Source organism: Lactimicrobium sp. (assembly GCF_036453465.1).
Classification (GTDB): Bacteria; Bacillota_I; Bacilli_A; order Erysipelotrichales; family Erysipelotrichaceae; genus Bulleidia.
Genome location: NZ_JAZHUW010000011.1, coordinates 39,693 through 62,155, shown reverse-complemented (window position 1 = coordinate 62,155; position 22,463 = coordinate 39,693). Strand labels below are relative to the sequence as shown.

The window sequence follows — 22,463 nt, the reverse complement described above, 5'->3', positions numbered from 1 at the left end:
AAAGTCTATAGAAATCTGCTTTTTCGGTTGATGTCTATACTTTCGTTAACGGATGGCCCGTTTCAGTCAGGTATTGTGCCAAAAGTACTACTTTTCGACACCCATCACCTGGAATCTTGTCGACATTTCAGGTATGTTTTTCTTAATATTTAGCTTAATATACGATGTTATTGGACTATATATAAAGAGGCCTGTTATGCCGATTCCTCGTGAAATTCTGGATGTTACGCATCCTAAGAACACAGTTGTCATTGCTTACGGGAGAGAAAAAAGTTATACGCTTTCCGCCAGCATATCGGCAGCAGAAACGCAGCAGACCGCCGGGTACCAAAAACAAGCCAAAGGCAGATCCACCAGAGCCATTAACATGATATTAGATCACTGAAGAAACCATCCAGCTGAGAGACTATGTCATTATCGATATAGTCTTATTGGCTGGAAAACTACTAATTAAACTTTTTGCGATTAAATAAATGAAACAGTTCCCTATGAAGGTCAATTTTATTTATTTACAAAAAGTTATGTAAATTTACAAGAATGCTTTGAGTAATTGAAAACGTGGTATAATATTCTGCGTAGGTAAGGAGATAGAGTTAGATGGCTACAGGAAAAGTAAAGTGGTTCAACGCTGAAAAGGGCTATGGTTTCATTACAGGTGATGACGGAAAGGATATTTTCGTTCATTACTCTGCCATTCAGGGTGAAGGCTTCAAGACTCTTGACGAAGGTCAGGCTGTAAGCTTCGATGTCAAGGATACTGACAGAGGCCCGCAGGCTGAAAACGTTGTCAAGCTCTAATAGAAGTGACCATGGGCAGGAGAAATCCTGCTTTTTTTGTGCGTGCATGAAAAAAGCCTGCATGTGCAGGCTGTTATTTCAGAATTGTTTGATGCCTTCAACAAAGCAGGAAGCAACACTGTAATCATCATTGAGAATGGTAAGGGACGCATCATAGCCGACTTTGATATAGCCAAGATGGTCGTCCATATGCAGCAGTGCTGCCGGGTTGCATGTACAGCTGTTGAGAGCTTTGTCGAATGGTACGAGTGCTCTTTCTACCAGGTTGCGCAGGCCTTCATTGGTTTTCATGGTTGATCCGGCCAGGTTGCCTTCTTTGATCAGGTGGGCGGATCCATCTGGATAGATGACGATTCCCTGGCCGCCGAATTCAAACTTTGTGCCGACTGGGTATCCCTTGCACATCAATGCATCAGAAATCATGATTGCCTTTGTGCTGTCTTTTTCACGGAAGAAGATGTTCAGTGCTTCCGGTGTGGAGTGGTTGCAGTCACAGATGACTTCACTGTACAGGTCATGCAGTCTCAGAGCTGCACCAACCATACCATTCTGTCTGTGGTTGAATGGGGACATTGCGTTGTAGGTATGGGTGATAGAGGAGGCACCATTGGCCACTGCCATCATCGCCTGCTCATATGTAGCAGATGTATGTCCCATGGACACAACCGTACCATGCGTGCTGGCATACCGTGTTAAGGCGAAGTCCTTGTCGTGTTCCGGGGCAAGGGTAATCACTTTGATCAGATTGTGGGCTGCCTTCTGATATTCCTTGAACTCTTCCACAGAAGGGGGAACAATAGCCGCTGCTGGCTGTGCACCTTTCTTTGCCATATCGAGATATGGTCCCTCAAAGTGAATACCTAGAATCCTGGCTCCTTCATATCTGTTTTCATCATGTACCTTTGCCACATTTTCTACAGCCTTTGTCAGCACAGGCTTCATCTCAGTAATGGTTGTGGCAAGAAAACCGGTTACGCCTTCATGCACAATGTTCTTTGTCCATTTCTTCAGGCCTTCTTCATTGGCATAGTTGGTATCAAAGCCATAAGCACCATGACAGTGAATGTCAATGAATCCTGGCACGATGCGGAGATTACCATAATCAATGTCTGCCTGTGTCTCATAGGGCAGCACACTGACGATCGATTTTCCTGAGATTTCAATGACACCCGGCATGAAATCACCGGCAATCCAGATACGCGTACTCTTGATTTTCATTACAAACACCTCCTGTTTCCACTGTAGCACTTTTGCGGTTTTCTGTTTGTTCATAAGCTGGCATATTGTTTCGATTTGGCCCCGGCATATACTTCCTGATATAATAAAAAAGACGAACAGCTTTGGGCTGCTCAGGCTGCTGTGTTCATTGACAGCAGAAGTTGTAAAGGAGAAAAAATTATGCAGATTGGAATGGCATTGGCTCTCTTTGTACTTGCCGTCGATGGTGTTGTTGGTACAAAGATCCTGCATATGCCGCTGGTCGTATGTACGTTGATCGGTGCCCTGCTACACAATGTACAGACAGGGGTTACGATTGGTGCTGCCTGTCAGCTGTTTTACAGCACCGCACAGCGTGATGACACTGGTGCAGGCATCTATTGTGCCATCGCTGTGATTGCCGCTGTGCGCGGAGGCGTGCAGGCAGGTGATCTCAGTGCCGGGATTCTGGCATTTGGTTTTGCCTGTGCCATGGACGGCTTGTGCCGGCTGATTGGCACACTGTTTCTGCCAGCTGCCAGAAAAGCAGCAGAAAAGGGAAAAGCAAGCACCATTGCTGTGTTTGGACCAATGTTGATCCGCGGCGTGCTTGCAGTAATTGCCGGTTATTATGCGTATGGTCTTGGGGCAGATGCCGTCAATGTGATTGATGGCTGGATGAATGATCTGCCATGGCTGTTCCATGGAATTGCCACAGCTGCTGCCATGCTGCAGTTCCTTGGTATTGCGGTTGTCATGCGCAATCTTTACTATCAGGAATATCCAGCTGCACTGCTTTCCGGCTTTGCCGTTGCTGCACTGGCATCCAAATCTGGTTCCTATGGACAGTTTGCCTGTGGTCTGCTGGCTCTTGGCATTGGTGCCTTTGTGCTTTGGCATTTTACCCAGCAGAATAAGGAAACTGCTGCTCCGGTAAAGAACAGTACTGTAGAAAAGAAAGGAAAGGCTGAAAAATGGTGGTAGGAACAACGCCGTATACGGATACAAAGGAAGCATTTCCGCTGGATAAGAAAACACTGCGGAAAATTGCGTTCCGTTCATTCTTTACCCACGCCGGTGAAAATGCAGAAACGGCTGCTTCCACAGGCTGGACATGGGCAATGGAACCAGGCCTGAAAAAGATTCATTCCAATCCGCAGGATCTTGCCATATCGCTTGGCCACAATCTGGAATTCAATGATCCATCCTATCTCTTTTCGTCTTATGTGATGGGCGTGGTTCTCTCACTGGAAGCACAGAAGGCAGATCCATCTGTGATCCGCTCTTTGCGCACGACGCTGGCACTTGCCGCAAGCGGACTGGAGCGTGCTCTTGTCTATGGACTCTGGCTGCCCATTATGCTTGGTGCTGTTTACAGTATGGTCAGCAGCGGCAATGCCTGGGGTGTTGTTATTGTGGCGGCTGTTTCCTTCCTCCTGCATGTGATTCTGCGCTTTGTATTGATCAACGTCGGTTACAAAGGCGGCACTGCATCCGCAGAGAAACTGATTGCTAAAAAGGATTCATGGAGTAAGGCAGCCCGCATCTCCGGTCTGTTTATGACAGGTGCCATCATTGGCTTTGGCTCATTGCTCACCGGCCAGATTGGTGTACATGGCTTGCGTGCTTCCAATGCATTCCTGCAGCCGATGGTTCTTGCCAGCCAGGTCGTACCAGGCCTGATTGGTCTGTGTGCAGCTCTGGTGACATACTGGCTGCTAACCAGGAAAAACTGGTCCATGTGGAAATGTGCCATCCTTCTGATCGCAGTAGGATTTGTCATTGGCATGCTTTGAGATGTACAGGAAGTGCATCTCTTTTTTTTCGGCAGGAAGGACGTATGATTGTAGTTATGACAAAAGAATTAAAGCAGATCCATGTGGCGGCTGCTGTGATTTGCAAAGATGACAAGATCTTTGCAACGCAGCGCGGCTATGGGGAATTCAAAGACGGCTGGGAGTTTCCTGGCGGGAAGATTGAAGCAGGGGAGAGTGCCCGACAGGCACTTGTGCGGGAAATCAAGGAAGAACTGAATACTGACATTATCGTTGGAAATTTTATCGGCAGTGTGGAATATAACTATCCACAGTTTCATCTTTCCATGCAGGTGTTTTCTGTCAGTGTAAAGCATGGATCTCTTGAACTGCTGGAACATGAAGCAGCACGATGGCTGTCCCCAGGCGAGCTGGACAGTGTTGCCTGGCTGCCTGCGGATCAATATATTGTGGATCATTATCTGCGCAGGGAAATGAAAGTAAACAAAGACAAATGAATGTGTATTGCTTTGTGCAGATACCAATTTCATCATATTTTTCAGGGAATCTGCCATATTGGATGCCTATATACAGGTGGAGGTATCGTTATGGCAATGATCAAAGATCTTCCTGCGGCTGAGAAACCACGGGAGAAAGGCCTGCAGTTTGGCATGCGTGCTTTGAGCACACCTGAGCTGCTGGCTATCTTAATTCGTACCGGCACCAAAGGCAGAAGTGCTGTTGATACAGCCGGTGATCTTTTGAAAAAAGCAGGCAGTGTTGCCGGTGTTTCCGCAATGAGTGTTCCTGAGCTGACAAAGATTTCCGGCATTGGCAAAGTCAAGGCACTGGAAATCGTAGCTGCCATGGAACTCTCACGCAGGGTGGCTCTGGAGCGTGTTTCCCAGGGCAGTATCCTGGATACACCGGAGCGGCTGTTTCACTGGCTGCAGAAAGAGATCGGCTCTTCCATGCAGGAAAACTTTCTGGTTGTCTACCTGGACGCCAGCCTGCATCTGATCAGTTACCGGGTATTGTTTACAGGCTCTTTGAATGATGCCCGTGTATACCCACGGGAAGTGTTCAAGGAAGCACTGCTGGCGAACAGCTCTGCATTCATGATGGTGCACAACCATCCCAGCGGCTCTCTTGTTCCAAGCGGTGCAGATCTGTCCTTGACCAAGCTGATGTGTGAAACCGGCAGAATGATGGGGGTTACGGTCATTGATCACATCATTGTGACCGCCAACGGGTATTATTCCTTTGCGGCAGAAGGTCTGCTGAAAGATGCCATGGATGAGACCTGTGCCTGATGGTAAAATGATATGACAGAAGAAGGTGCCCATTGATCAGAAATACATCCGGCAGGAAAAACAGAATGAAGCATTCTCAAAGCAGAAAACATGTTCTGTCCCATTGCGGACAGATCCTGCTTGCCGGCCTGCTTTGTATATGCCTGCTTGGCAGCCTGCCGGGCTGTGTTTCCGTGCGCACCCAGATTGCCTACAGCATTTATCCCATTGGCTGGCTTGTAACAACCCTGGCCCAGAATACCGTTACCACCGTATCCCTGCAGGATGGTCAGACGGCCCAGCGCGCGCAGATCCAGAGTAATTACCAGGACATTCTTGCCAAAAGTGCTGTCTTTATGCACATAGGCGATCTGGAACCTTATCTCTCTGTTTATCAGAATGAGATTGCATCCAGCGGCACGCCGGTGCTGGATCTGTCTGCCCACAATGCAGTGTATGACTTTGCCCGCTATACACCCGATGACAGCAGTACTGCGATGGATGATCAGGAATCTGCCTGGTATGATTCTGCTTTGTTTGACCATACGGATATGTATGAAAAAGATGTCTCTTTGTGGAATGATCCGGTGCTCATGCTTTCGATGGCGAAGGACATCCTGAGCTGGCTGGAAAAGACATATCCGGAAAATACTGATCTGTATGAAACCAACTTCAAGAAGCTGGAGGCGGATCTGATTGATCTGGATGCCCAGTATCAGGCTCTTGCCACCCAGGCTGCAGACCAGTCCATCACACTTCGCTTTGTGACCGTGACGCCAAGTTTTGGCAACTGGCAGAAAACATATGGCTTCCAGGTATATCCGCTTGTATTAAGCCGTTATGGCGTCCTGCCGGATGAGGAAGAGCTGGCTGTGATCGAGCAGCGCATCAAGACAGATGGCGTGCAGTACATTGTCTATGAAGACAGTATGCCGGATGATATGAAGAGTCTGTTTAACAGAGTCATGAATGACTGCGGACTGACCCGCATTGATCTTTCCAATCTGAGCAGCCTGACCCCACAGCAGGAAACCGATGGCAAGGACTATCTGTCCATCATGTATGAAAATCTTGCTGTGCTGCAGAGCATCGTGGAGCAGAAAGACAATGAAGGATGAAAGTAGAAGAGGTAGCGATAAGATGAAAAAGTTAATGCTGGTGGATGGCAATTCCATGCTGTTTCGGGCATACTATGCCACTGCTTATGGAAAGAAAATGACGACGGCACAGGGTGTGCCGACCAATGCTGTATTTGGGTTCTGCCAGATGCTGCAGAAAGCCCTGGATGATCAGAAACCGGATGCGGTTCTGGTTGCCTTTGATGCCGGCAAGCATACCTTCCGGCATGATTTGTATCCGGATTACAAAGGCGGCCGCAAGCCGGCTCCGGATGATCTTGTCCCTCAGTTTCAGATGGTCCGTGACTTTCTGGATGCAGCCCACATCAAGTGGGTAGAAATGCCGGATATTGAAGCGGATGATCTGATTGGCACCATGTCAAAGAAATATCCTGACTGTCAGACGATCATCTTCACAAGCGACCACGATCTGCTGCAGCTGGTGGATGATACAACCTCTGTGCTGTTAATGAAAAAGGGCATGACCGATATGGATATCATGACGCCTTCATCCATGCAGAGTGAGCTTGGCATCAAGCCGCTGCAGATCATTGATCTCAAGGGTCTGATGGGCGATCACAGTGACAATATCCCCGGTATTCCAGGGGTTGGTGAAAAGACCGCTGTCAAGCTGCTGAACCAGTATGACACATTGGAAAACGTGCTTGCCCATGATCAGGAAATCAAAGGTGCGCTTGGCAAAAAGATTCAGGCAAACCATGATCTTGCCACACTGTCCAAGAAGCTTGCCACCATCCGCCGTGATGTCGATCTGGATATTAAACTGGATGACTGTACATTCCAGCCGGATTATGCATCGCTTGTTCACTTCCTGGAAACACTGGGCATGAAGATGCTGGCTTCCCGCTATCAAAGCAGGCTGCAGGGAAATCAGGAACAGAAAGCGGAAGAGACCATGCAGGTACAGCATGTATCTGTGATTCCGGAAAAGGTATATGCAGGCCGCTATGCGGTATTTGGCTGTGATGACCATCAGCAGTTCATGGAGGCATCCCTCTATGGACTGGGCATTGCCACCCAGGCAGGCCTGTATTATATCAATGCAAAAGATCTTCCCAATGATGCACAGTTGTTAAAGCATCTGGGTGCATATGAAGCAGCCGGCTATGATGTCAAGCGTCTCATGCATGTACTGGCAAATATGCACATTGAAAGCCACTTCAAAGACGATGCCATGATCATGGCATCCCTGGCAGATTCCACGCTGACAAGCAATGACAAGATTGCTGAAAAATATGACCTGCATACAACCAGCAGCTATGAAGATGTCTTTGGCAAACCAGGCAAACCTGTTCTTGTGGATGAAGACAAGGCAGCCCGTTTTGGGGCAGAAAATGCAGCCAATATCCTTACGATCCTGGAACAGGCAGAACCTGTCATCACATCCTGCGATATGACCCATCTCTACAAGGATGTGGAAATGCCGCTGACAGAGATTCTGTGTGAAATGGAAAGTGATGGCATCCGCTGTGATGTAAACGTGCTGGATGCGATCTCTGATAAGACACAGGCCCAGATTGATGAACTGCAGAAGCGCATCTATGCCCGTGCCAATAAAGAGTTCAATATCAACTCTCCCAAGCAGCTGGCATCTGTGCTGTATGATGACCTTGGGCTGTATGGCGGTACCAAACGTTCCACCTCTGCTGACCGCCTTGAAAAGCTAAGAGGTGCTGATCCGATCATTGATGACATTCTTGCTTACCGCAAGCTTGCCAAGATCTTAAGCACCTATGCCGAAGGCCTCAAGAAGTACATCTGTAAGGACGGCCGCATTCATACGATCTACAACCAGGCAGCCACGACTACCGGCCGTCTGTCCTCTTCAGAACCTAACCTGCAGAATATCTCGGTGCGGGATGAGCAGGGCAAGGAGGTGCGCAAGGCTTTCCCGGCTGATCCTGGCTGTGTATTGATCTCCTGTGACTATCACCAGATTGAGCTGCGGATGCTGGCCCATATGGCCGATGAAACAAGCATGATCCAGGCGTTCCGGGATGGCATTGATATTCATACTAAGACGGCCATGGATGTGTTTGGTGTTTCCAAAGACGAAGTGACACCACAGATGCGCCGGCAGGCCAAGACGGTTAATTTCGGCATCGTCTATGGGATTTCTGACTTTGGCCTGAGTGAACAGCTTGGCACCAGTGTTGCCGAAGCACGTAACTTTATTGAAACGTATTATCATAAGTATCCACGTATCCGCACCTATATGGATCAGGTTGTCAAAGACTGTGAGAAAAACGGCTACGTGACAACACTGCTAGGCAGAAGAAGAGAGATTCCGGAGATTCATGACAAGAACCGGATGATCCGGGAATTCGGCAAGCGGGCAGCTATGAATGCCCCGATTCAGGGCAGTGCTGCGGATCTGATCAAGCTGGCTATGATCCGTATTGACAAGGCTATGAAGGAAAAACATGTGAAATCACGCATGATTCTGCAGGTCCATGATGAACTGATCTTTGAAGTGCCTGAAGATGAAATTGATATGATGAAGACACTGATCAACGACGGCATGGTCAATGCCATGAGCCTGAAAGTGCCGCTGACCGCAGAATGTGCGGTTGGCAAAGACTGGTATGAGGCCAAATAATGCCGGAGCTGCCTGAAGTAGAAACGGTTGTGCGCACGCTGGAACACCAGGTCAAAGATGATGAGATTGTGGATGTACAGGTGCGCTATGCGAAAACGATCGATGGTGACCCGGATGCATTCTGCCAGTCATTGAAAGGTGAGCATTTCCGTCAGTTTCAGCGGCGTGGGAAATATCTGATCTTCCGGATGGACCATGTCACACTGGTTGTCCATCTGCGCATGGAAGGCAAGTTCTATCTCATGTCACCCGATGATCCCATCAACCGCCACATGCATGTGATCTTCCAGTTAGCAAGCGGCAGATCGCTGCGCTATCACGATACCCGCAAATTCGGCCGTATGTGCATCCTGCCTCTGGACTATGATTTTTCACACTTTCATGACCTTGGCCCGGAACCGTTTGATCCTTCCTTCAATGCAGACTATGTCCATCAATACCGCAGAGGCAGAAAGGAACCATTGAAGTCATTACTGCTGGATCAGAACTTTGTGGCCGGCATCGGCAATATCTATGCCGATGAAATTCTGGCTGCCTGCCATCTGCGCCCGGGCAGAAACTGCGCGCGCATCACCCGCAAGGATGAAGAGAATATTGTTGAAAATACCAGAAGGATCATGAAGGCGGCCATTGCGGCAGGGGGCACGACGATCCGCAGCTATACTTCTTCTCTTGGTGTAACCGGCCGCTTCCAGACAGACTGCACCGTTCATATGCAGAAGATCTGTCCACGCTGCCATGGTCCCATCAAAGTAAAATACATCGGCGGCCGCAGCAGTTATTACTGCCCGCACTGCCAGAAATAGGAAAAGGAGAGACGACAAATGAGAATCGGGATTACCGGAACCATTGCCTCTGGCAAAACAACTTTCAGCAAAATGCTACGCCAGCGCGGCATGCCGGTCTTTAACAGTGATCAATATGCCGCCATCTGTCTGTATGGCAGCCACCCCTGTGCAAAGGTGATTGCCAGTGAATTTGGCGATGTATGCATGCCCGATGGCGACATTGACCACAAGAAGCTTGCTGCTGCTGTCTTTCATGATGAAACCAAACGGAAACGGCTCAATGCCATCGTTCATCCCTATGTCATTGCCGGCATGGAGCATTTCTTTTCCTCTCAGAATGGGAAACTTGTGTTTGCCGAGGTGCCGCTGCTGTTTGAAGCAGGCATTGAAGATCACTTTGACTGCATTGTACTGGTTACCTGTGACAAGGAAACTGCCATTGACAGAATGATGCAGGACCGCGGATATTCCAAAGAAGAGGCGCTGGCCCGCTATGCCAGCCAGATTGATCCCAAAATCCAGAAACAGAAGGCAGACATTGTGATTGAAAACAATGGCACCACAGATGATCTGAATCATGCCGTCAACAATCTGTTAAAACAATTGCGCGCAAAGGAGAGACATCATGCTTAAAAACGAAGATACCTTCCGGGTGGAATGCGTGAACAGCATCTCTGAAGACAGCATTGTTTCGCTTGCCAATCTGTATCAGCCCTTGATCGGCGGTGATGGATTGCTGCTGTATCTGACTTTGCATGCAGAGGCAAGACACCAGCGTGTCCAGTCCACGCACAAGCATCTTTGCCGCATCATGAACAATATCTCCCTGGATACACTGGAAAGGGCCAGGCTGCGGTTGGAAGAATACAACCTGCTGCGTGCCTATATGCGCCAGGGCAGCGGCCATGATGCCTGGATTTACCACCTCAATACACCATTGCCTACCATGGATTTTCTTTCCAATCAGATTTATCTTTCCCGCTTCCGCAATGAAGTCGGCACAAAAGATACCGATGAGATTGTTGCCCGGCTTGGCAATGTCGGCATCTCTTTGCAGGGATACAAAGATATGACAAGGCAGATCCGTACAACGCCAATGGAACGACAGATGCCGGAGACAGCATGGACAACGGTACGGCCGCGCTATCAGTTTTCTTCAGGCAGTGAAACGATTGATTTTGACTATGAGCGCTTCCTTGCCACAACCAGTGCCGCTGTTTTCCCGATAGTGCTGCGCACCCAGGAAAACATGGCTCTGATTGGCAGACTTGGCACCGTCTATGGCATCTCGGCTGACCGTATGCGGCAGCTGATTGCCAACTGCACGGTTCCGGATCCGGCCTACTTCAATGCCGATAAGCTCAAACTGATGTGTGAAAAGGAAAAGGTGCAGACAAAAAATACCCATGATCCTTACAGCCTGCCGCCGGTATCCTTCCTGCAGTCATTGATGAACGGCCGGGAAGTGCCGCTTTCTGAGAAGAAGATTCTGGAGAATCTTTCTACCCAGATGCATTTTTCCAATGAAGTCATCAATGTCCTGATTGCCTATGTGCTGAAAATCTCTGACAACCGGCTGTCAGCCCGCTTTGTCAGCTCAGTGGCAGCTGCCTGGGCCCGGGATGGCATTGAGACAAAAGAGCAGGCACTTCTGGAAACAAAGAAGGATCTGCGTACCTCACGAAACCGCCAGAGCGTGCCGCTGCCGGATTACATGAACAAGCCGCTGCCGGAAAGTAAACCGGCCAGTGATCAGCTTGTGCAGAAAGTCAAAGCAATGCAGCAGGAGATGAAGAAACACGATGCATGATGGATTCCAGAAAATGAACTTTGATGTGTCACTGAGTGACACCCAGAAAGAAAAAACAAGAAAGCTTTGTCAGCAGCTTGCCAACGATCCCGATGTAGCCTATCTTGTCCAGCATAAGGGCCTGCCCGTGGAACTGATCAGCCAGTATCCCTGGCGGATTCATGACTGGTGCAAAGGCATTGCCGTCTGCCATAACTGTAAGGGACTGGAACACTGCAAACAGAAAAAAACAGGGTACTATGATGATCTGATGTATGATGGCATCCTGCAGAAGGTGGTATCACCATGCCGGTTCATGAAGGAAAAGCTGAAACAGGAAGCACATCTGCAGTACTTTCTGATCAACGATATGCCAAAGCATCTGCGCACGGTTGGCTTTGCCTCGATTGCAACAGATGGGGAAGATGGTGCCTATATCGGTGTACTGGCTGCCTGCATGGAAGCCTTTCAGAAACAGACGGGTGTGTATCTGTATGGCCACATGGGTACTGGCAAGACCTATCTGGCGGCTGCTGCCTGCAATGATATGGCCAGAAGAAAGCAGAAATGTGCCTTTGTCTACTGGCCGGACTGTGTGCAGAGAATGGTAGCCGGCATTGATTCCGGTGAATACCGGATCGAGCTGGAACGGCTCAAGTTTGTACCATTCCTGGTCATTGATGATATCGGGGCAGAAGCTGTGACCCAATGGAACCGGGATCAGATCTTACTGCCGGTATTAAATGCAAGATATGAGGCACATCTGCCGACCTGGTTTACCTCCAATGAGGACATTGCTTCCCTGCGTGCACACTTTGCTGTTTCAGGCCGCGGCAAGGAGGAAGCGATGAAGGCAAACCGCATTATTGAGCGCATTCAGGCGATGTGTTCTGTGAAAGCGCTTGAGGGAAAAGATCGCCGTCAAATGGTTGACGGAACCGTTTACGATGCTAGAATTAAAGGCGAAATCGGAGGCTAAACAATGGTCAGGAAGATTGGTGTATTGACCTCGGGCGGCGACGCACCGGGCATGAATGCGGCGATCCGCGCCGTTACAAGAATTGCACTGAATAATGGTGTTGAGGTCGTTGGTGTTCACAATGGCTACCGGGGACTTCTCGAAGAAACATTTGAGGATCTGGGCCGTACCAGTGTGTCCGACATCATGGACCGCGGCGGCACTGTCCTGGGTTCTGCCCGTCTTCCTGAATTCAAGGAAGAAGAGGTTCAGGACACCTGCATTAAGAATCTGAAAAGGGCAGGCATTGATGCACTTGTTGTCATTGGCGGCGACGGCTCCTACCGGGGCGCGCTGGCGATGACAAAGAAGGGGATCAACTGCATCGGCTTACCCGGCACGATTGACAATGACATTCCGGGGACGGATTTCACAATCGGCTTTGATACCGCTCTGCATACATGTGTAGAGAATGTCGATAAGCTGCGTGATACATCCAGTTCCCATCACCGCTGCTCGATTGTGGAAGTCATGGGCAACCACTGTGGTGATCTTGCCCTGTATACTGCCATCAGCTGCGGTGCGGAAATGGTCATTACGCCTGAGACCGGATATGATGAGCTGGAAGTTATTGAAAAGCTCAGATATCTTGGTGAGGCCGTGAAGAAGAACCATGCCATTGTCATCATTTCGGAAAAGATCTGTGATGTGGACGCATTGGCCAAGAAGGTCAGTGCAACGACGGATTTCTCCGGAAGAGCTACGGTTCTCGGCCATATCCAGCGCGGCGGATCGCCAACCCCGACGGACCGCATGCTGGCAAGCCGCATGGGTGAAAAGGCAGTAGATCTGCTGATGGAAGGCATCGGCGGCCACTGTGTCGGCATCATTGACAACCAGATTACGTCAATGCCGATCGATGAAGCACTGAACCGTCCGTCTCAGAGCCGCAAAGCCCTGTACCGTCTGTTTGACCGTCTGGTTTAAGGAAAAGAGGAAAATCTATTTTATGGCTAACGACAAGCACATCTTCAAGAAGACAAGAGTTGTCTGCACCATTGGCCCTGCTTCGGAAAGTGTTGAAGTACTGACTAAGCTCGCCTATGCAGGCATGAATATTGCCCGCATGAACTTCTCTCATGGCACCCATGAAGAGCACAAGGCAAGAATTGAAGCAGTCAGACATGTATCTGATACAACCGGTATTACACTGGCTGTTGCTCTGGATACAAAGGGACCGGAAATCAGACTTGGAAACTTCAAGAATGATACCGAGAACTATCAGATCGGTGAGATCGTCTATCTGACCAAGGCTGAGTGCGAAGGCACACATGAGCGTTTCTGGATTCAGTGCCCGGAACTGTTCGATGATCTGAAGGCTGGCAATTATATCCTTGTCAACGATGGCAAGATGAGACTGACTGTTCTGGAGAACGATGGCTCTGAGATGAAGTGCAGAGTGGAAGTCGCTGGTCCGATCAGCTCCCACAAGGGCTGCAACGTGCCAGGTGTCAAGCTCTCCATGCCGTTCCTTTCCCAGAAGGATATCGATGATATCAAGTTCGGCTGTGAGATGGATGTTGACTTCATCTTCGCTTCCTTTGTCAGAAGAGCAAGTGATGTCAATGCCATTCGTAAGATCTGCATTGAGATGGGCAAGCCGCACATCAACATCATTGCCAAGATCGAGAACCAGGAAGGCTATGACAATGTCGATTCCATCCTGGAAGCTGCTGATGGCGTGATGGTTGCCCGTGGCGACCTGGGTGTTGAGATTCCGACCATGATGGTTCCGGTTTACCAGAAGCACATCATCCGTGAAGCCAACATCATCGGCAAGCCGGTTATCACAGCTACCCATATGCTGGATTCCATGACACACAACCCGAGATGCACACGTGCTGAGGCATCCGATGTCTGCAACGCTGTGCTGGATGGTTCTGATGGTGTCATGCTGTCTGCTGAGTCTGCAGCCGGTGATTATCCGGTTGAGGCCTGCGAGACCATGAGTGAGATTGCTGAGGAAGCTGAAAAGATCATCGATTACCGCAGCAGACTTGACTGGCTCAAGACAACATCCAATAAGACTGTGCAGGATGCAGTTTCCATCGCTATCTCTGATGCAACCCTGACACTGGATAACATCGGTGCCATCGTTGTCTTCACACAGGGCGGCACAACCGCAAGAAGAATCTCCAAGTTCAGACCGTGTGTTCCGATTCTGGCTGTTACCTTCACAAAGGACACCCAGAGAAAGCTGCTGAGCTACTGGGGTGTCGTTCCGCTGTTCTCTGATGTACAGAACCAGCTCACCAACGATGATGATCTGGCATCTCTGTTCGCCAAGGACTACGGTGTCAAGCCTGGTCAGCTGATTATTATCTCCGCTGGCTATCCGACAGGTGAAGGCTCTGCCAACATGATGAAGATTGTTGAGGTTAAGTAAGCTTTCTTCCTTCAGTAAATACAAAAATGGCATCTGCTGATTTCAGCAGATGTCTTTTTGCATGGTTCTGCATTATGCTTTATGCATTTCACCAGCCAGCTCAAATCCCTTTCTGGCTGCAAATACCGCAATGATTTCATTGATGACAGCAGCTGCAGCAATGGTTCCCTTCACCAGTGAGGCAAGATCAGGCCGCGATGCCTGCAGAGTTGCACAGATGATGCCGGTAAACACAAGTGATACACCAGAATGCGGCAGTAATGTCAGGCCGAGGTATTTCTGAACTGTCTTTGGCATATGGGTGGCAGTGGCACCAATGCGGGCACCAAAGTACTTGCCAAAGGCACGGGAGGCAATATACAGGAAAGTTGTCATACCGGCGCCGATGATCAGATGATAATCCAGCGGTGCACCTAGATCGACAATGGCTGTGACAAGGCTGACAGAAAGAATATTGTTATACCAGGCAGTGATATTGTTCAGTGTTTCATCATCCACCATATTTGAGAAGCAGGCAGAGAAGGATACACCCATTAACATATAGTTCAGAGTGATATTGGTGAATACCATTTCATTGAAGAACAGACCGATGGCTGCAGTGGCGGTAACACCAACTAAGAGAATGGCGAGTGTCTGCTGTTTATTATGAGGGTGTTTCAGGATTTTGCCGGTAATGATGCCGGTGGCTATGCCAATCAAAATCGGCAGAAAGATCATAACCGGAATCATATACAGAGGTAAGGCACCGCCCGATACTGCTCTGGCAATGCAGGAATCTACCGTGAAAAACACAGCTATGCCGACAATATCATCCAATACCGCCATAGGCAGCAGCGTACTTGTCACAGGTCCCTTGGTATGAAATTCCTGGACGATGGCAAGGGCAGGGGCAGGTGCTGTTGCAAGGGCAATGCCGCCAAAGGCAAAGGCCAGATACAGTGGAATGTGGATGAAATAAAACAGAATGGCAAACATGGCAGAAACAAACAAAAAGGTGCCCAGTGACTGGGTCAGAGTTGTGATCATCAGTGCTCTGCCATATTTTTTCACCCGCCGCCAGACAAGCTCGGTGCCAAGCATCAGGCCAAAGGAACACTGCATCCAGATAATGACGGTTTTATACAGTGTTGTATCCATCAGGTTCTGCGGTAAAAGATTCAGCGCATTGGGACCTAAGGCCATGCCGGCAATCAGCCAGCCAAGAATGGCCGGCATCTTCAGCTTCTGCATCAGCTTGCCGGCAAACACTGCCAGAATCAGTGTCAGAATCCATCTTAAGATATTCAATACCATTTTTCTTTACCTCTTTTCATCAACGATGCCATACAGGAAGATCTGTAATACAGCTCTTGAATCTTTGTCGTGCTGGACAATTGCCCTGGTATCATGCGCAATCAAAGAACGCCTGTATTGGGCATTCAGGAAGTTCTGAAAGGCTTCAAAGATCCGCTGTACATCTTCTTCCTGATACCCATTGCGCAATTGCTTTCCAGCCAGCACTGCCTTCAGGACACAGCGGTTGGCTTCATCGTACCGCTGCCTGCACTTTTGCATTTTTTCCTGCAGCTCCTGTGGATAAAACAGCAGCACTTCACAGAACATGGCAGCTTTGTCAGGATTGCTGGCAAACCAGGCAGAACGGGCCGAGAAGTAGGCATCAATGCCGCCATCACCGGTCTTGCCAAGCACATCTGCCAGCTCATTAAATACGATGCCGGCACAGGTCAGATACAGGTCGTTTTTATCCTTGAAATAGTGATAGATAATGCCTTTTGATATATCTGCATCATTGGCAATATCCTGCATGGAAGCAGCTTTATAGCCAGCATTGGCAAAGACATGAAAGGCACTCTCCAGGATTTTCTGCTTTGTCAGCGCTGTCTTTATCTCACGTTTCATTTCATCACCTCACAACAATTGACTGATCGGTCAATTTGAAATGATACTAAAATTGACCAATCGGTCAATAATTATTTCACTTTCATTTGTATACAGAACGTGCAAGCTGTCGAGGAATGTGGTTCAATAGACAGGCAGTAAAGGAGTAACAATGATGATTATCATGTCTGGTACGATTGGTGCCGGTAAATCCAATCTGACCGAAATTCTTTCCCGCCATCTTGGCACAAAGGCATTTTATGAACCGGTAGAGGACAATCCGATCCTGCCTCTGTACTATGCCGATCCAAAGAAATATGCATTTCTTTTGCAAATTTACTTTCTCAACAAGCGTTTCCGGCTGATCAAGGAAGCCATGCGGCAGGACAACAATGTGCTTGACAGGTCAATCTATGAGGACGCGCTGTTCTTCCATATGAATGCCGAAAAGGGCAATGTCACAAAGCAGGAAGTCGAAGTCTATGATGATCTGCTGGATAACATGATGGAAGAGCTGCCATATGCCGCTGCTAAGAAAGCACCGGATCTTCTGATCTATATTCGTGTTTCTTTAGATACAATGCTGAAACGGATTGCCATGCGCGGCCGTCCTTATGAACAGCTGTCTGCTGATCCAGGCTTATTAAACTATTACAAGGATCTCAATGCCCACTATGAGCCCTGGTATAAGCAGTACAATGCCTCCAGCAAGATGATCATTGACGGAGACCGCTATGATTTTGTCAATAACATGGAAGACCGCAGACAGGTGCTGGCTATGATTGATCAGCGTTTATATGAACTTGGCAAGCTGGATGAGAAAACTTACCGGAAACTGCAGCAGAATCAGGAATAATGCCTGATTCTTTTCTTTTTCCCACAATCATTCTTAATATTTTCATGGATATGAAAATGCTATCATATTTGTAGAAATACCCGATGGGAGAGTTTTATGAAGAAAAAGATGGGCAGAAAGAAAAAAGGAATCATTTTTGCAGTTGTCTGCGCTGTGGCAGTGGCAGCCGTAATTGTTACCGTACGCCGTTTTGCCAGTACTTCAAATGGTGATGGCAGTGAGATCTATGTCCAGAAGGTATCAGACCTGGCTGGCATCAGTTCTTCTTTGAATGACGGCCAGCGTTTTTCCGGTGTTGCCCAGGCCCAGGAAAGTGTGGATTTCAAGGCAGACAGCAGCCGGAAAATCGATCAGATTTTTGTCAGTGAAGGACAGAGCGTAAAAAAAGATGATCAGCTGTTTTCTTATCAGACGGATGATCTGCAGAACACAATTGACAATGACAATCTTTCGATTGAAGGGTTGAGCAATGATATCAGTGCGCTGAATGAGGAAATTGCAGACCTCAACAGTCAGATGCAGAGTGCATCCCAGAATGATAACTTCCAGTACACAACCCAGATTCAATCAAAGCAGATGCAGATCCGTCAGGATCAGCTGGATATCGAGACCAAACAGAATGAGATCAAGCATACCCAGCAGCAGATTGACCAGTCGGTTGTCAAATCAACGATTGATGGGGTTGTCAAAGCTGTCAATGATACCAGTTCTTCAAGTACAGATGGCACGGACAAGCCGCTCATTACGATTTCCAAAACCGGTGATATGCGGATCAAGGGTACCGTGGATGAGCAGTCCATGGGTGTGCTGTATGAAGGCCTCAGTGTGATTATCAGATCCCGTGTGGATGAAAATGAAATCTGGCAGGGAACCATTACCAGTGTGGATTCGGAACCCGCTTCTAATGATAACAATGCCGTGATCTACGGCTCTTCTTCCTCCAGTGACAACCAGGCGTCACGCTATACGTTCTATGCCTCTCTGGACAATGCCAGCGGCCTGATGCTTGGCCAGCATGTCTATGTGGAGCCAGCTGGTTCTGCCACGGTGGCAAAGGATGGCATCTGGATCAATGCAGGCTTTATCACAAGCGATGAAGATGGCACAAGCTATGTCTGGGCAGATCATAATGGAAATCTGGAAAAACGAAAAGTAGAAACCGGCAGGACTGATGATTCTGATGGCACGGTGGAGATCGTCTCCGGTTTGAAAGAAGAGGATGCCATTGCCTATCCGGATGATACACTGCAGGAAGGCATGAAGACTGCCGAAGTTACAATGGGAGGCATGTCATGATCCTCTCTCTTTCACATGTTTATAAAAACTATGGCCAGGAACCAGTTGTTGTCCCGGTGCTGAAAGATATCTGTCTGGATGTGCAGGAAGGGGAATATCTTGCCATCATGGGTCCTTCCGGTTCGGGTAAATCAACGCTGATGAACCTGATCGGGTGCCTGGACCGTATGACAAGCGGAAAATATATTCTTGATGGGGAAGACATCAGTACACTGGATGACAATGCGCTGTCTGATATCCGCTTGAACAAGATCGGTTTTGTTTTTCAGACATTTAATCTATTGCCAAAGGAAACAGCACTGGAGAATGTGGCACTGCCTTTGATCTATGCCCATGTACCTAAAGCTGAGCGCAATAAAAGAGCTATGGCACAGCTGGAGAGCGTGGATCTTGGTGCACGTGCTTCCTTTACACCCAGTCAGCTGTCCGGCGGCCAGAAGCAGCGGGTTGCCATTGCCAGAGCCATGATCAATCATCCCCGGATTCTATTGGCAGATGAGCCTACCGGCGCATTGGATCAGGCCAGCGGTGAGGCAGTTATGCAGCTGTTTGGCCAGCTTAACAAGCAGGGCGTTACGATTATCATGATTACCCATGATGCCAAGGTAGCTTCCCATGCCCACCGCATCCTTTCCCTTGTAGACGGGCGGCTCAGCCCTATGGAGGCTGCAGGATGAAGAAAAAAGGAATCATTATTTCCGTATGCATTGCGGCAGCCATTGCCTGTAGTGCCGGCGGACTGCTGCTCTATCGCAGAAACAATACAAAAACCCCTGTCGTCCGTGCAGGTGATGCGGCCAGCACCGGTCTCAGTGATGACAGCAGCCTGTCAGGCATCGTCTATGAAGCAGACAATCAGTCTGTCTATTATGACGGCACAGCCCAGATATCAGAAGTCTATGTCACCCAGGACCAGCAGGTTCATGCCGGTGACAAACTGCTTGCCTATGATCTGACTTCACTGCAGATCTCTGTTGAAATGAAACAACTGGCTGTCCAGCAGGCCCAGAATACGTTAAGCGGCGAACAGCAGAAACTCAATGTACTCAAGAATACACAGCCCATTGAACAACCTGTTGTGACGCCGACACCTGAGCCAACCCCAACAATAGAACCAACACCAGCACCGCTGCCAGAGCCGCAGCAGGATCATGATGCCTGGAATATCATTACTGCAGATGTGACGCCTTATGAACCTTCTGTTGTACCAACGGCATCACCATCCGCAGATCCTTCCGCTTCACCATCTGCATCTGCCTCTGCATCAGTTGATCCCGTTCCTTCTGCCAGTGCTTCTGCTGAGCCATCCGCTTCACCAACTGCCACAGCTGTACCAGCAGGCACCACTTCCACGGATCCGATCCGCTTCATCGTACAGAAAGATGGCACGATTGCTGGAAACTTGTTTAACAAGTACCGTGCAATGAAGCCAGCTGTCTATCTTTCCTTTGAAATCTGGGAAGATAATACGGTGAAAAGTGATGGGGAGCCGCTGTCAAAGTGGCTGGTCCGCTCGGATCTATTGCCAGAGTGTGCTGACAGCGATCAATGGTATGTATTAACTCATCAGATTGTGCCTGCACAGTCAGATACATCCGTACAGGAAGAAGATACAGTGTCAGCTGATATTGACAATACAGAGGTACAGGATGGCTATACAGCAGCCGAGCTTGCTAAAGCAATCCGTGATCAGGCCAGGGCTGTGAAAGAAGCAAATCTGAATGTGCGGCGTGCCCAGCTCGATCTCAAGACGGCTCAGGAAAGCCTGAAAGATGGTGTTGTGTATGCCAAACGGGATGGCATTGTTACCAGAGTTTCTGATCCTGCCAATCCGCCCCAGGATGGCACTGCCTTTCTGACAGTTTCCAGCAGCAGCGGCACCTATATTCAGTCAGCACTTTCTGAGCTGCAGCTCGATCAGGTAAAACCTGGCGATGCCGTTACCGTTACTGACTGGAATACCGGATCTGTCTATGATGGCACCATCACTTCTATTGACAGCGATCCTACTGATGGCAGTTCCTATTCTGGCATTGGCAATCCCAATGTGTCCTACTATAACTTCTATATTCAGGTAGCAGAAGACATGTCAAACAATGCCGGCAGCGGTGTTTCCGTAGCCCTGACACCAAGTGGTTCCAGCACAAATATGTGGCTGGCATCCATGTATGTACGGGATGATCAGGGTGCCTATTATGTATTGAAAGAACAAGACGGAAAACTGGTCAGACAGAGTGTTTCCGTTGGCAATATCATGTATGACATGGTAGAAATCATCGATGGTATCAGTGAAGATGACTGGATTGCCTTCCCATATGGCTCCAAGGCAAAAGTTGGAAATCTAACCCGTCATAGTGAGGAATCGGAGGTGTGGCAATGATTGAAAATATCCGTCTTTCACTGCGGGGAATCATGTCCCACAAGATGCGCTCGTTCCTGACAATGCTTGGCATTATCATTGGTATTGCGGCGATCATCGCTATTGTTTCAACCATCAAAGGCACCAACGACCAGATTCAGAAAAATCTGATCGGATCCGGCACCAATTCCATCACCGTTCAGGTACAGCAGTCAGACTGGGAATATGATTTCTCCCAGGGAATTCCCTCCGGCTTCCATCCGATTTCGGATGATACCAGGGAACAGCTTGCTACAATTGACCATGTCCAGCAGGTATCCTTGTTTCATTCCCGCCAGGACTATACCGGCATTTATCATAATGAATCCGGGCTTTCCAGCGGGTATGTCATCGGTATCGATGAATCTTATCTTGGCACTGCGGATCTGACCGTTACCCAGGGGCGCGGCATATCTGCCGATGACAACAAGAACAATGCGCGTGTTGCCCTGATTGACAGTGCCGCATATAAGACACTGTTCAAAGGCAAGGATGCCATCGGTCAGACAATTGAAATTCAAAGTATTCCGTTTACCGTCGTTGGCATCGTCACTGCCAGACAGAACTATGAACCTGTCATCAACTCTGTTTCAGATTATTACTCCTATTCCCAAAACAGCACCGGGGCAAAGGTATATGTACCCACCAGTCAGTGGCCGGTATTATACGAGTATGATGAGCCGGAAAGTGTGATGCTGCGGGTTGACAATGTCAAACAGATGACCAAGGCAGGCAAGGAAGCCGCAGATATTCTCAATGCGTCGATGACTTCCTCGGACACGACAATTCAGTATGCTGCCAAGGACCTTCTGGAACAGGCCAAACAGATCCAGCAGTTCTCTGCAACAACCAACCGCATGCTGATCTGGATCGCAGCCATCTCATTACTGGTTGGCGGCATTGGCGTCATGAACATCATGCTTGTTTCCGTCACGGAAAGAACAAGTGAAATCGGCCTGAAGAAGGCACTTGGGGCACGTAAAAAAGCAATCATGGTACAGTTTCTCACCGAGGCCGTCGTATTGACTTCCATCGGCGGCATCCTTGGTGTCATCACCGGTATTCTGCTAGCCTTTATCATCGGTAAGTTCATGTCAATCCCCGTTGCCATCAGTATTCCGGCATCCATCTTTGCCGTGTTATTCTCCATGGCAATCGGTATTCTGTTCGGCATGCTGCCAAGCTATAAGGCAGCCAATCTGGATCCGATTGAAGCACTGCGGCATGAATAGCAGATCACAAGAGAGCGTCGGCTCTCTTTTCTTCTTTCCTGAA

The 22,463-nt window shown here is 48.8% G+C and carries 22 protein-coding genes; 19 read left to right on the top strand and 3 right to left on the bottom strand.

Annotated elements, in window-relative coordinates:
* The first annotated feature begins 196 nt into the window (after positions 1–196).
* A complete protein-coding gene (locus SOI44_RS04465) occupies positions 197–385 on the top strand; it encodes a hypothetical protein (RefSeq protein WP_331348026.1) in 189 nt (62 codons plus the stop codon).
* Positions 386–597: 212 nt separating this feature from the next.
* Complete coding sequence (locus tag SOI44_RS04460) at positions 598–798, top strand: cold-shock protein (RefSeq protein ID WP_108775875.1); 201 nt, start codon at positions 598–600, stop codon at positions 796–798.
* 78 nt (positions 799–876) lie between these two features.
* Here the strand turns inward: SOI44_RS04460 and nagA are convergent, their stop codons facing one another.
* A complete protein-coding gene (nagA, locus tag SOI44_RS04455; RefSeq protein WP_331348025.1) occupies positions 877–2,016 on the bottom strand; it encodes an N-acetylglucosamine-6-phosphate deacetylase in 1,140 nt (379 codons plus the stop codon).
* Positions 2,017–2,196: 180 nt separating this feature from the next.
* On the opposite strand from nagA, the gene SOI44_RS04450 reads away from it, so the two are divergent.
* The 12 genes from SOI44_RS04450 to pyk all read left to right on the top strand — a co-directional run bounded on the left by SOI44_RS04450 (position 2,197) and on the right by pyk (position 14,760).
* Entirely contained in the window at positions 2,197–2,979 is a 783-nt protein-coding gene (locus SOI44_RS04450; protein WP_331348024.1) for a PTS sugar transporter subunit IIC, read from the top strand.
* Positions 2,970–3,791: a PTS system mannose/fructose/sorbose family transporter subunit IID gene (locus tag SOI44_RS04445; protein ID WP_331348023.1), complete on the top strand. Its 822-nt coding sequence runs from the start codon at positions 2,970–2,972 to the stop codon at positions 3,789–3,791. Before SOI44_RS04450 ends, SOI44_RS04445 begins: the two co-directional genes overlap by 10 nt.
* A 44-nt stretch (positions 3,792–3,835) precedes the next feature.
* Complete coding sequence (locus SOI44_RS04440) at positions 3,836–4,267, top strand: (deoxy)nucleoside triphosphate pyrophosphohydrolase (protein WP_331348022.1); 432 nt, start codon at positions 3,836–3,838, stop codon at positions 4,265–4,267.
* 90 nt (positions 4,268–4,357) lie between these two features.
* Positions 4,358–5,062, top strand: a complete 705-nt coding sequence (gene radC / locus SOI44_RS04435; RefSeq protein ID WP_331348021.1) for a RadC family protein — start codon at positions 4,358–4,360, stop codon at positions 5,060–5,062.
* A 32-nt stretch (positions 5,063–5,094) separates the two neighbouring features.
* Positions 5,095–6,159 (top strand): metal ABC transporter substrate-binding protein, encoded by a 1,065-nt coding sequence (locus SOI44_RS04430; RefSeq protein WP_331348020.1) that lies wholly within the window; start codon positions 5,095–5,097, stop codon positions 6,157–6,159.
* Positions 6,160–6,181: 22 nt separating this feature from the next.
* On the top strand, positions 6,182–8,779 hold the full coding sequence (gene polA / locus SOI44_RS04425; RefSeq protein WP_331348019.1) for a DNA polymerase I: 2,598 nt from the start codon (positions 6,182–6,184) through the stop codon (positions 8,777–8,779).
* Positions 8,779–9,585 carry a bifunctional DNA-formamidopyrimidine glycosylase/DNA-(apurinic or apyrimidinic site) lyase gene (gene mutM / locus SOI44_RS04420; protein ID WP_331348018.1) on the top strand — a complete coding sequence of 269 codons (807 nt, stop codon included), beginning with the start codon at positions 8,779–8,781 and terminating at the stop codon, positions 9,583–9,585. Before polA ends, mutM begins: the two co-directional genes overlap by 1 nt.
* A gap of 18 nt (positions 9,586–9,603) precedes the next feature.
* The gene (coaE, locus tag SOI44_RS04415) at positions 9,604–10,200 is read left to right on the top strand and encodes a dephospho-CoA kinase (protein WP_331348017.1); all 597 of its coding nucleotides are present in this window, start codon (positions 9,604–9,606) and stop codon (positions 10,198–10,200) included.
* On the top strand, positions 10,193–11,377 hold the full coding sequence (locus SOI44_RS04410; RefSeq protein ID WP_331348016.1) for a DnaD domain protein: 1,185 nt from the start codon (positions 10,193–10,195) through the stop codon (positions 11,375–11,377). Before coaE ends, SOI44_RS04410 begins: the two co-directional genes overlap by 8 nt.
* Positions 11,370–12,335, top strand: coding sequence for an ATP-binding protein (locus SOI44_RS04405; protein WP_331348015.1), 966 nt, complete (start codon positions 11,370–11,372; stop codon positions 12,333–12,335). The genes SOI44_RS04410 and SOI44_RS04405 overlap by 8 nt, the downstream gene beginning before the upstream one ends.
* 3 nt (positions 12,336–12,338) lie before the next feature.
* Entirely contained in the window at positions 12,339–13,301 is a 963-nt protein-coding gene (gene pfkA, locus SOI44_RS04400) for a 6-phosphofructokinase (protein WP_331348014.1), read from the top strand.
* Positions 13,302–13,323: 22 nt separating this feature from the next.
* Positions 13,324–14,760 carry a pyruvate kinase gene (pyk, locus tag SOI44_RS04395; RefSeq protein ID WP_331348013.1) on the top strand — a complete coding sequence of 479 codons (1,437 nt, stop codon included), beginning with the start codon at positions 13,324–13,326 and terminating at the stop codon, positions 14,758–14,760.
* A 72-nt stretch (positions 14,761–14,832) separates the two neighbouring features.
* On the opposite strand, the gene SOI44_RS04390 is transcribed toward pyk, so the two are convergent.
* On the bottom strand, positions 14,833–16,053 hold the full coding sequence (locus SOI44_RS04390) for a cation:proton antiporter (protein ID WP_331348012.1): 1,221 nt from the start codon (positions 16,051–16,053) through the stop codon (positions 14,833–14,835).
* Positions 16,054–16,059: 6 nt separating this feature from the next.
* Positions 16,060–16,659 carry a TetR/AcrR family transcriptional regulator gene (locus SOI44_RS04385; RefSeq protein ID WP_331348011.1) on the bottom strand — a complete coding sequence of 200 codons (600 nt, stop codon included), beginning with the start codon at positions 16,657–16,659 and terminating at the stop codon, positions 16,060–16,062.
* Positions 16,660–16,810: 151 nt separating this feature from the next.
* On the opposite strand from SOI44_RS04385, the gene SOI44_RS04380 reads away from it, so the two are divergent.
* From SOI44_RS04380 to SOI44_RS04360, 5 genes are all read left to right on the top strand, one after another.
* Entirely contained in the window at positions 16,811–17,494 is a 684-nt protein-coding gene (locus SOI44_RS04380; protein WP_331348010.1) for a deoxynucleoside kinase, read from the top strand.
* Positions 17,495–17,590: 96 nt separating this feature from the next.
* A complete protein-coding gene (locus SOI44_RS04375; RefSeq protein ID WP_331348009.1) occupies positions 17,591–18,790 on the top strand; it encodes an efflux RND transporter periplasmic adaptor subunit in 1,200 nt (399 codons plus the stop codon).
* Positions 18,787–19,467 carry an ABC transporter ATP-binding protein gene (locus SOI44_RS04370; RefSeq protein ID WP_331348008.1) on the top strand — a complete coding sequence of 227 codons (681 nt, stop codon included), beginning with the start codon at positions 18,787–18,789 and terminating at the stop codon, positions 19,465–19,467. The genes SOI44_RS04375 and SOI44_RS04370 overlap by 4 nt, the downstream gene beginning before the upstream one ends.
* Complete coding sequence (locus SOI44_RS04365; RefSeq protein WP_331348007.1) at positions 19,464–21,170, top strand: HlyD family efflux transporter periplasmic adaptor subunit; 1,707 nt, start codon at positions 19,464–19,466, stop codon at positions 21,168–21,170. Before SOI44_RS04370 ends, SOI44_RS04365 begins: the two co-directional genes overlap by 4 nt.
* Positions 21,167–22,420 carry an ABC transporter permease gene (locus SOI44_RS04360; RefSeq protein WP_331348006.1) on the top strand — a complete coding sequence of 418 codons (1,254 nt, stop codon included), beginning with the start codon at positions 21,167–21,169 and terminating at the stop codon, positions 22,418–22,420. Before SOI44_RS04365 ends, SOI44_RS04360 begins: the two co-directional genes overlap by 4 nt.
* The last annotated feature ends 43 nt before the right edge of the window (positions 22,421–22,463 follow it).

Excerpts from the sequence above, each read along its gene's own strand:
- SOI44_RS04465 (WP_331348026.1), top strand. The coding sequence starts at position 197 with ATGCCGATTCCTCGTGAAATTCTGGATGTTACGCATCCTAAGAACACA.
- SOI44_RS04460 (WP_108775875.1), top strand. The coding sequence starts at position 598 with ATGGCTACAGGAAAAGTAAAGTGGTTCAACGCTGAAAAGGGCTATGGT.
- nagA (WP_331348025.1), bottom strand. The coding sequence starts at position 2,016 with ATGAAAATCAAGAGTACGCGTATCTGGATTGCCGGTGATTTCATGCCG.
- SOI44_RS04450 (WP_331348024.1), top strand. The coding sequence starts at position 2,197 with ATGCAGATTGGAATGGCATTGGCTCTCTTTGTACTTGCCGTCGATGGT.
- SOI44_RS04445 (WP_331348023.1), top strand. The coding sequence starts at position 2,970 with ATGGTGGTAGGAACAACGCCGTATACGGATACAAAGGAAGCATTTCCG.
- SOI44_RS04440 (WP_331348022.1), top strand. The coding sequence starts at position 3,836 with ATGATTGTAGTTATGACAAAAGAATTAAAGCAGATCCATGTGGCGGCT.
- radC (WP_331348021.1), top strand. The coding sequence starts at position 4,358 with ATGGCAATGATCAAAGATCTTCCTGCGGCTGAGAAACCACGGGAGAAA.
- polA (WP_331348019.1), top strand. The coding sequence starts at position 6,182 with ATGAAAAAGTTAATGCTGGTGGATGGCAATTCCATGCTGTTTCGGGCA.
- mutM (WP_331348018.1), top strand. The coding sequence starts at position 8,779 with ATGCCGGAGCTGCCTGAAGTAGAAACGGTTGTGCGCACGCTGGAACAC.
- coaE (WP_331348017.1), top strand. The coding sequence starts at position 9,604 with ATGAGAATCGGGATTACCGGAACCATTGCCTCTGGCAAAACAACTTTC.
- SOI44_RS04410 (WP_331348016.1), top strand. The coding sequence starts at position 10,193 with ATGCTTAAAAACGAAGATACCTTCCGGGTGGAATGCGTGAACAGCATC.
- SOI44_RS04405 (WP_331348015.1), top strand. The coding sequence starts at position 11,370 with ATGCATGATGGATTCCAGAAAATGAACTTTGATGTGTCACTGAGTGAC.
- pfkA (WP_331348014.1), top strand. The coding sequence starts at position 12,339 with ATGGTCAGGAAGATTGGTGTATTGACCTCGGGCGGCGACGCACCGGGC.
- pyk (WP_331348013.1), top strand. The coding sequence starts at position 13,324 with ATGGCTAACGACAAGCACATCTTCAAGAAGACAAGAGTTGTCTGCACC.
- SOI44_RS04390 (WP_331348012.1), bottom strand. The coding sequence starts at position 16,053 with ATGGTATTGAATATCTTAAGATGGATTCTGACACTGATTCTGGCAGTG.
- SOI44_RS04385 (WP_331348011.1), bottom strand. The coding sequence starts at position 16,659 with ATGAAACGTGAGATAAAGACAGCGCTGACAAAGCAGAAAATCCTGGAG.
- SOI44_RS04380 (WP_331348010.1), top strand. The coding sequence starts at position 16,811 with ATGATGATTATCATGTCTGGTACGATTGGTGCCGGTAAATCCAATCTG.
- SOI44_RS04375 (WP_331348009.1), top strand. The coding sequence starts at position 17,591 with ATGAAGAAAAAGATGGGCAGAAAGAAAAAAGGAATCATTTTTGCAGTT.
- SOI44_RS04370 (WP_331348008.1), top strand. The coding sequence starts at position 18,787 with ATGATCCTCTCTCTTTCACATGTTTATAAAAACTATGGCCAGGAACCA.
- SOI44_RS04365 (WP_331348007.1), top strand. The coding sequence starts at position 19,464 with ATGAAGAAAAAAGGAATCATTATTTCCGTATGCATTGCGGCAGCCATT.
- SOI44_RS04360 (WP_331348006.1), top strand. The coding sequence starts at position 21,167 with ATGATTGAAAATATCCGTCTTTCACTGCGGGGAATCATGTCCCACAAG.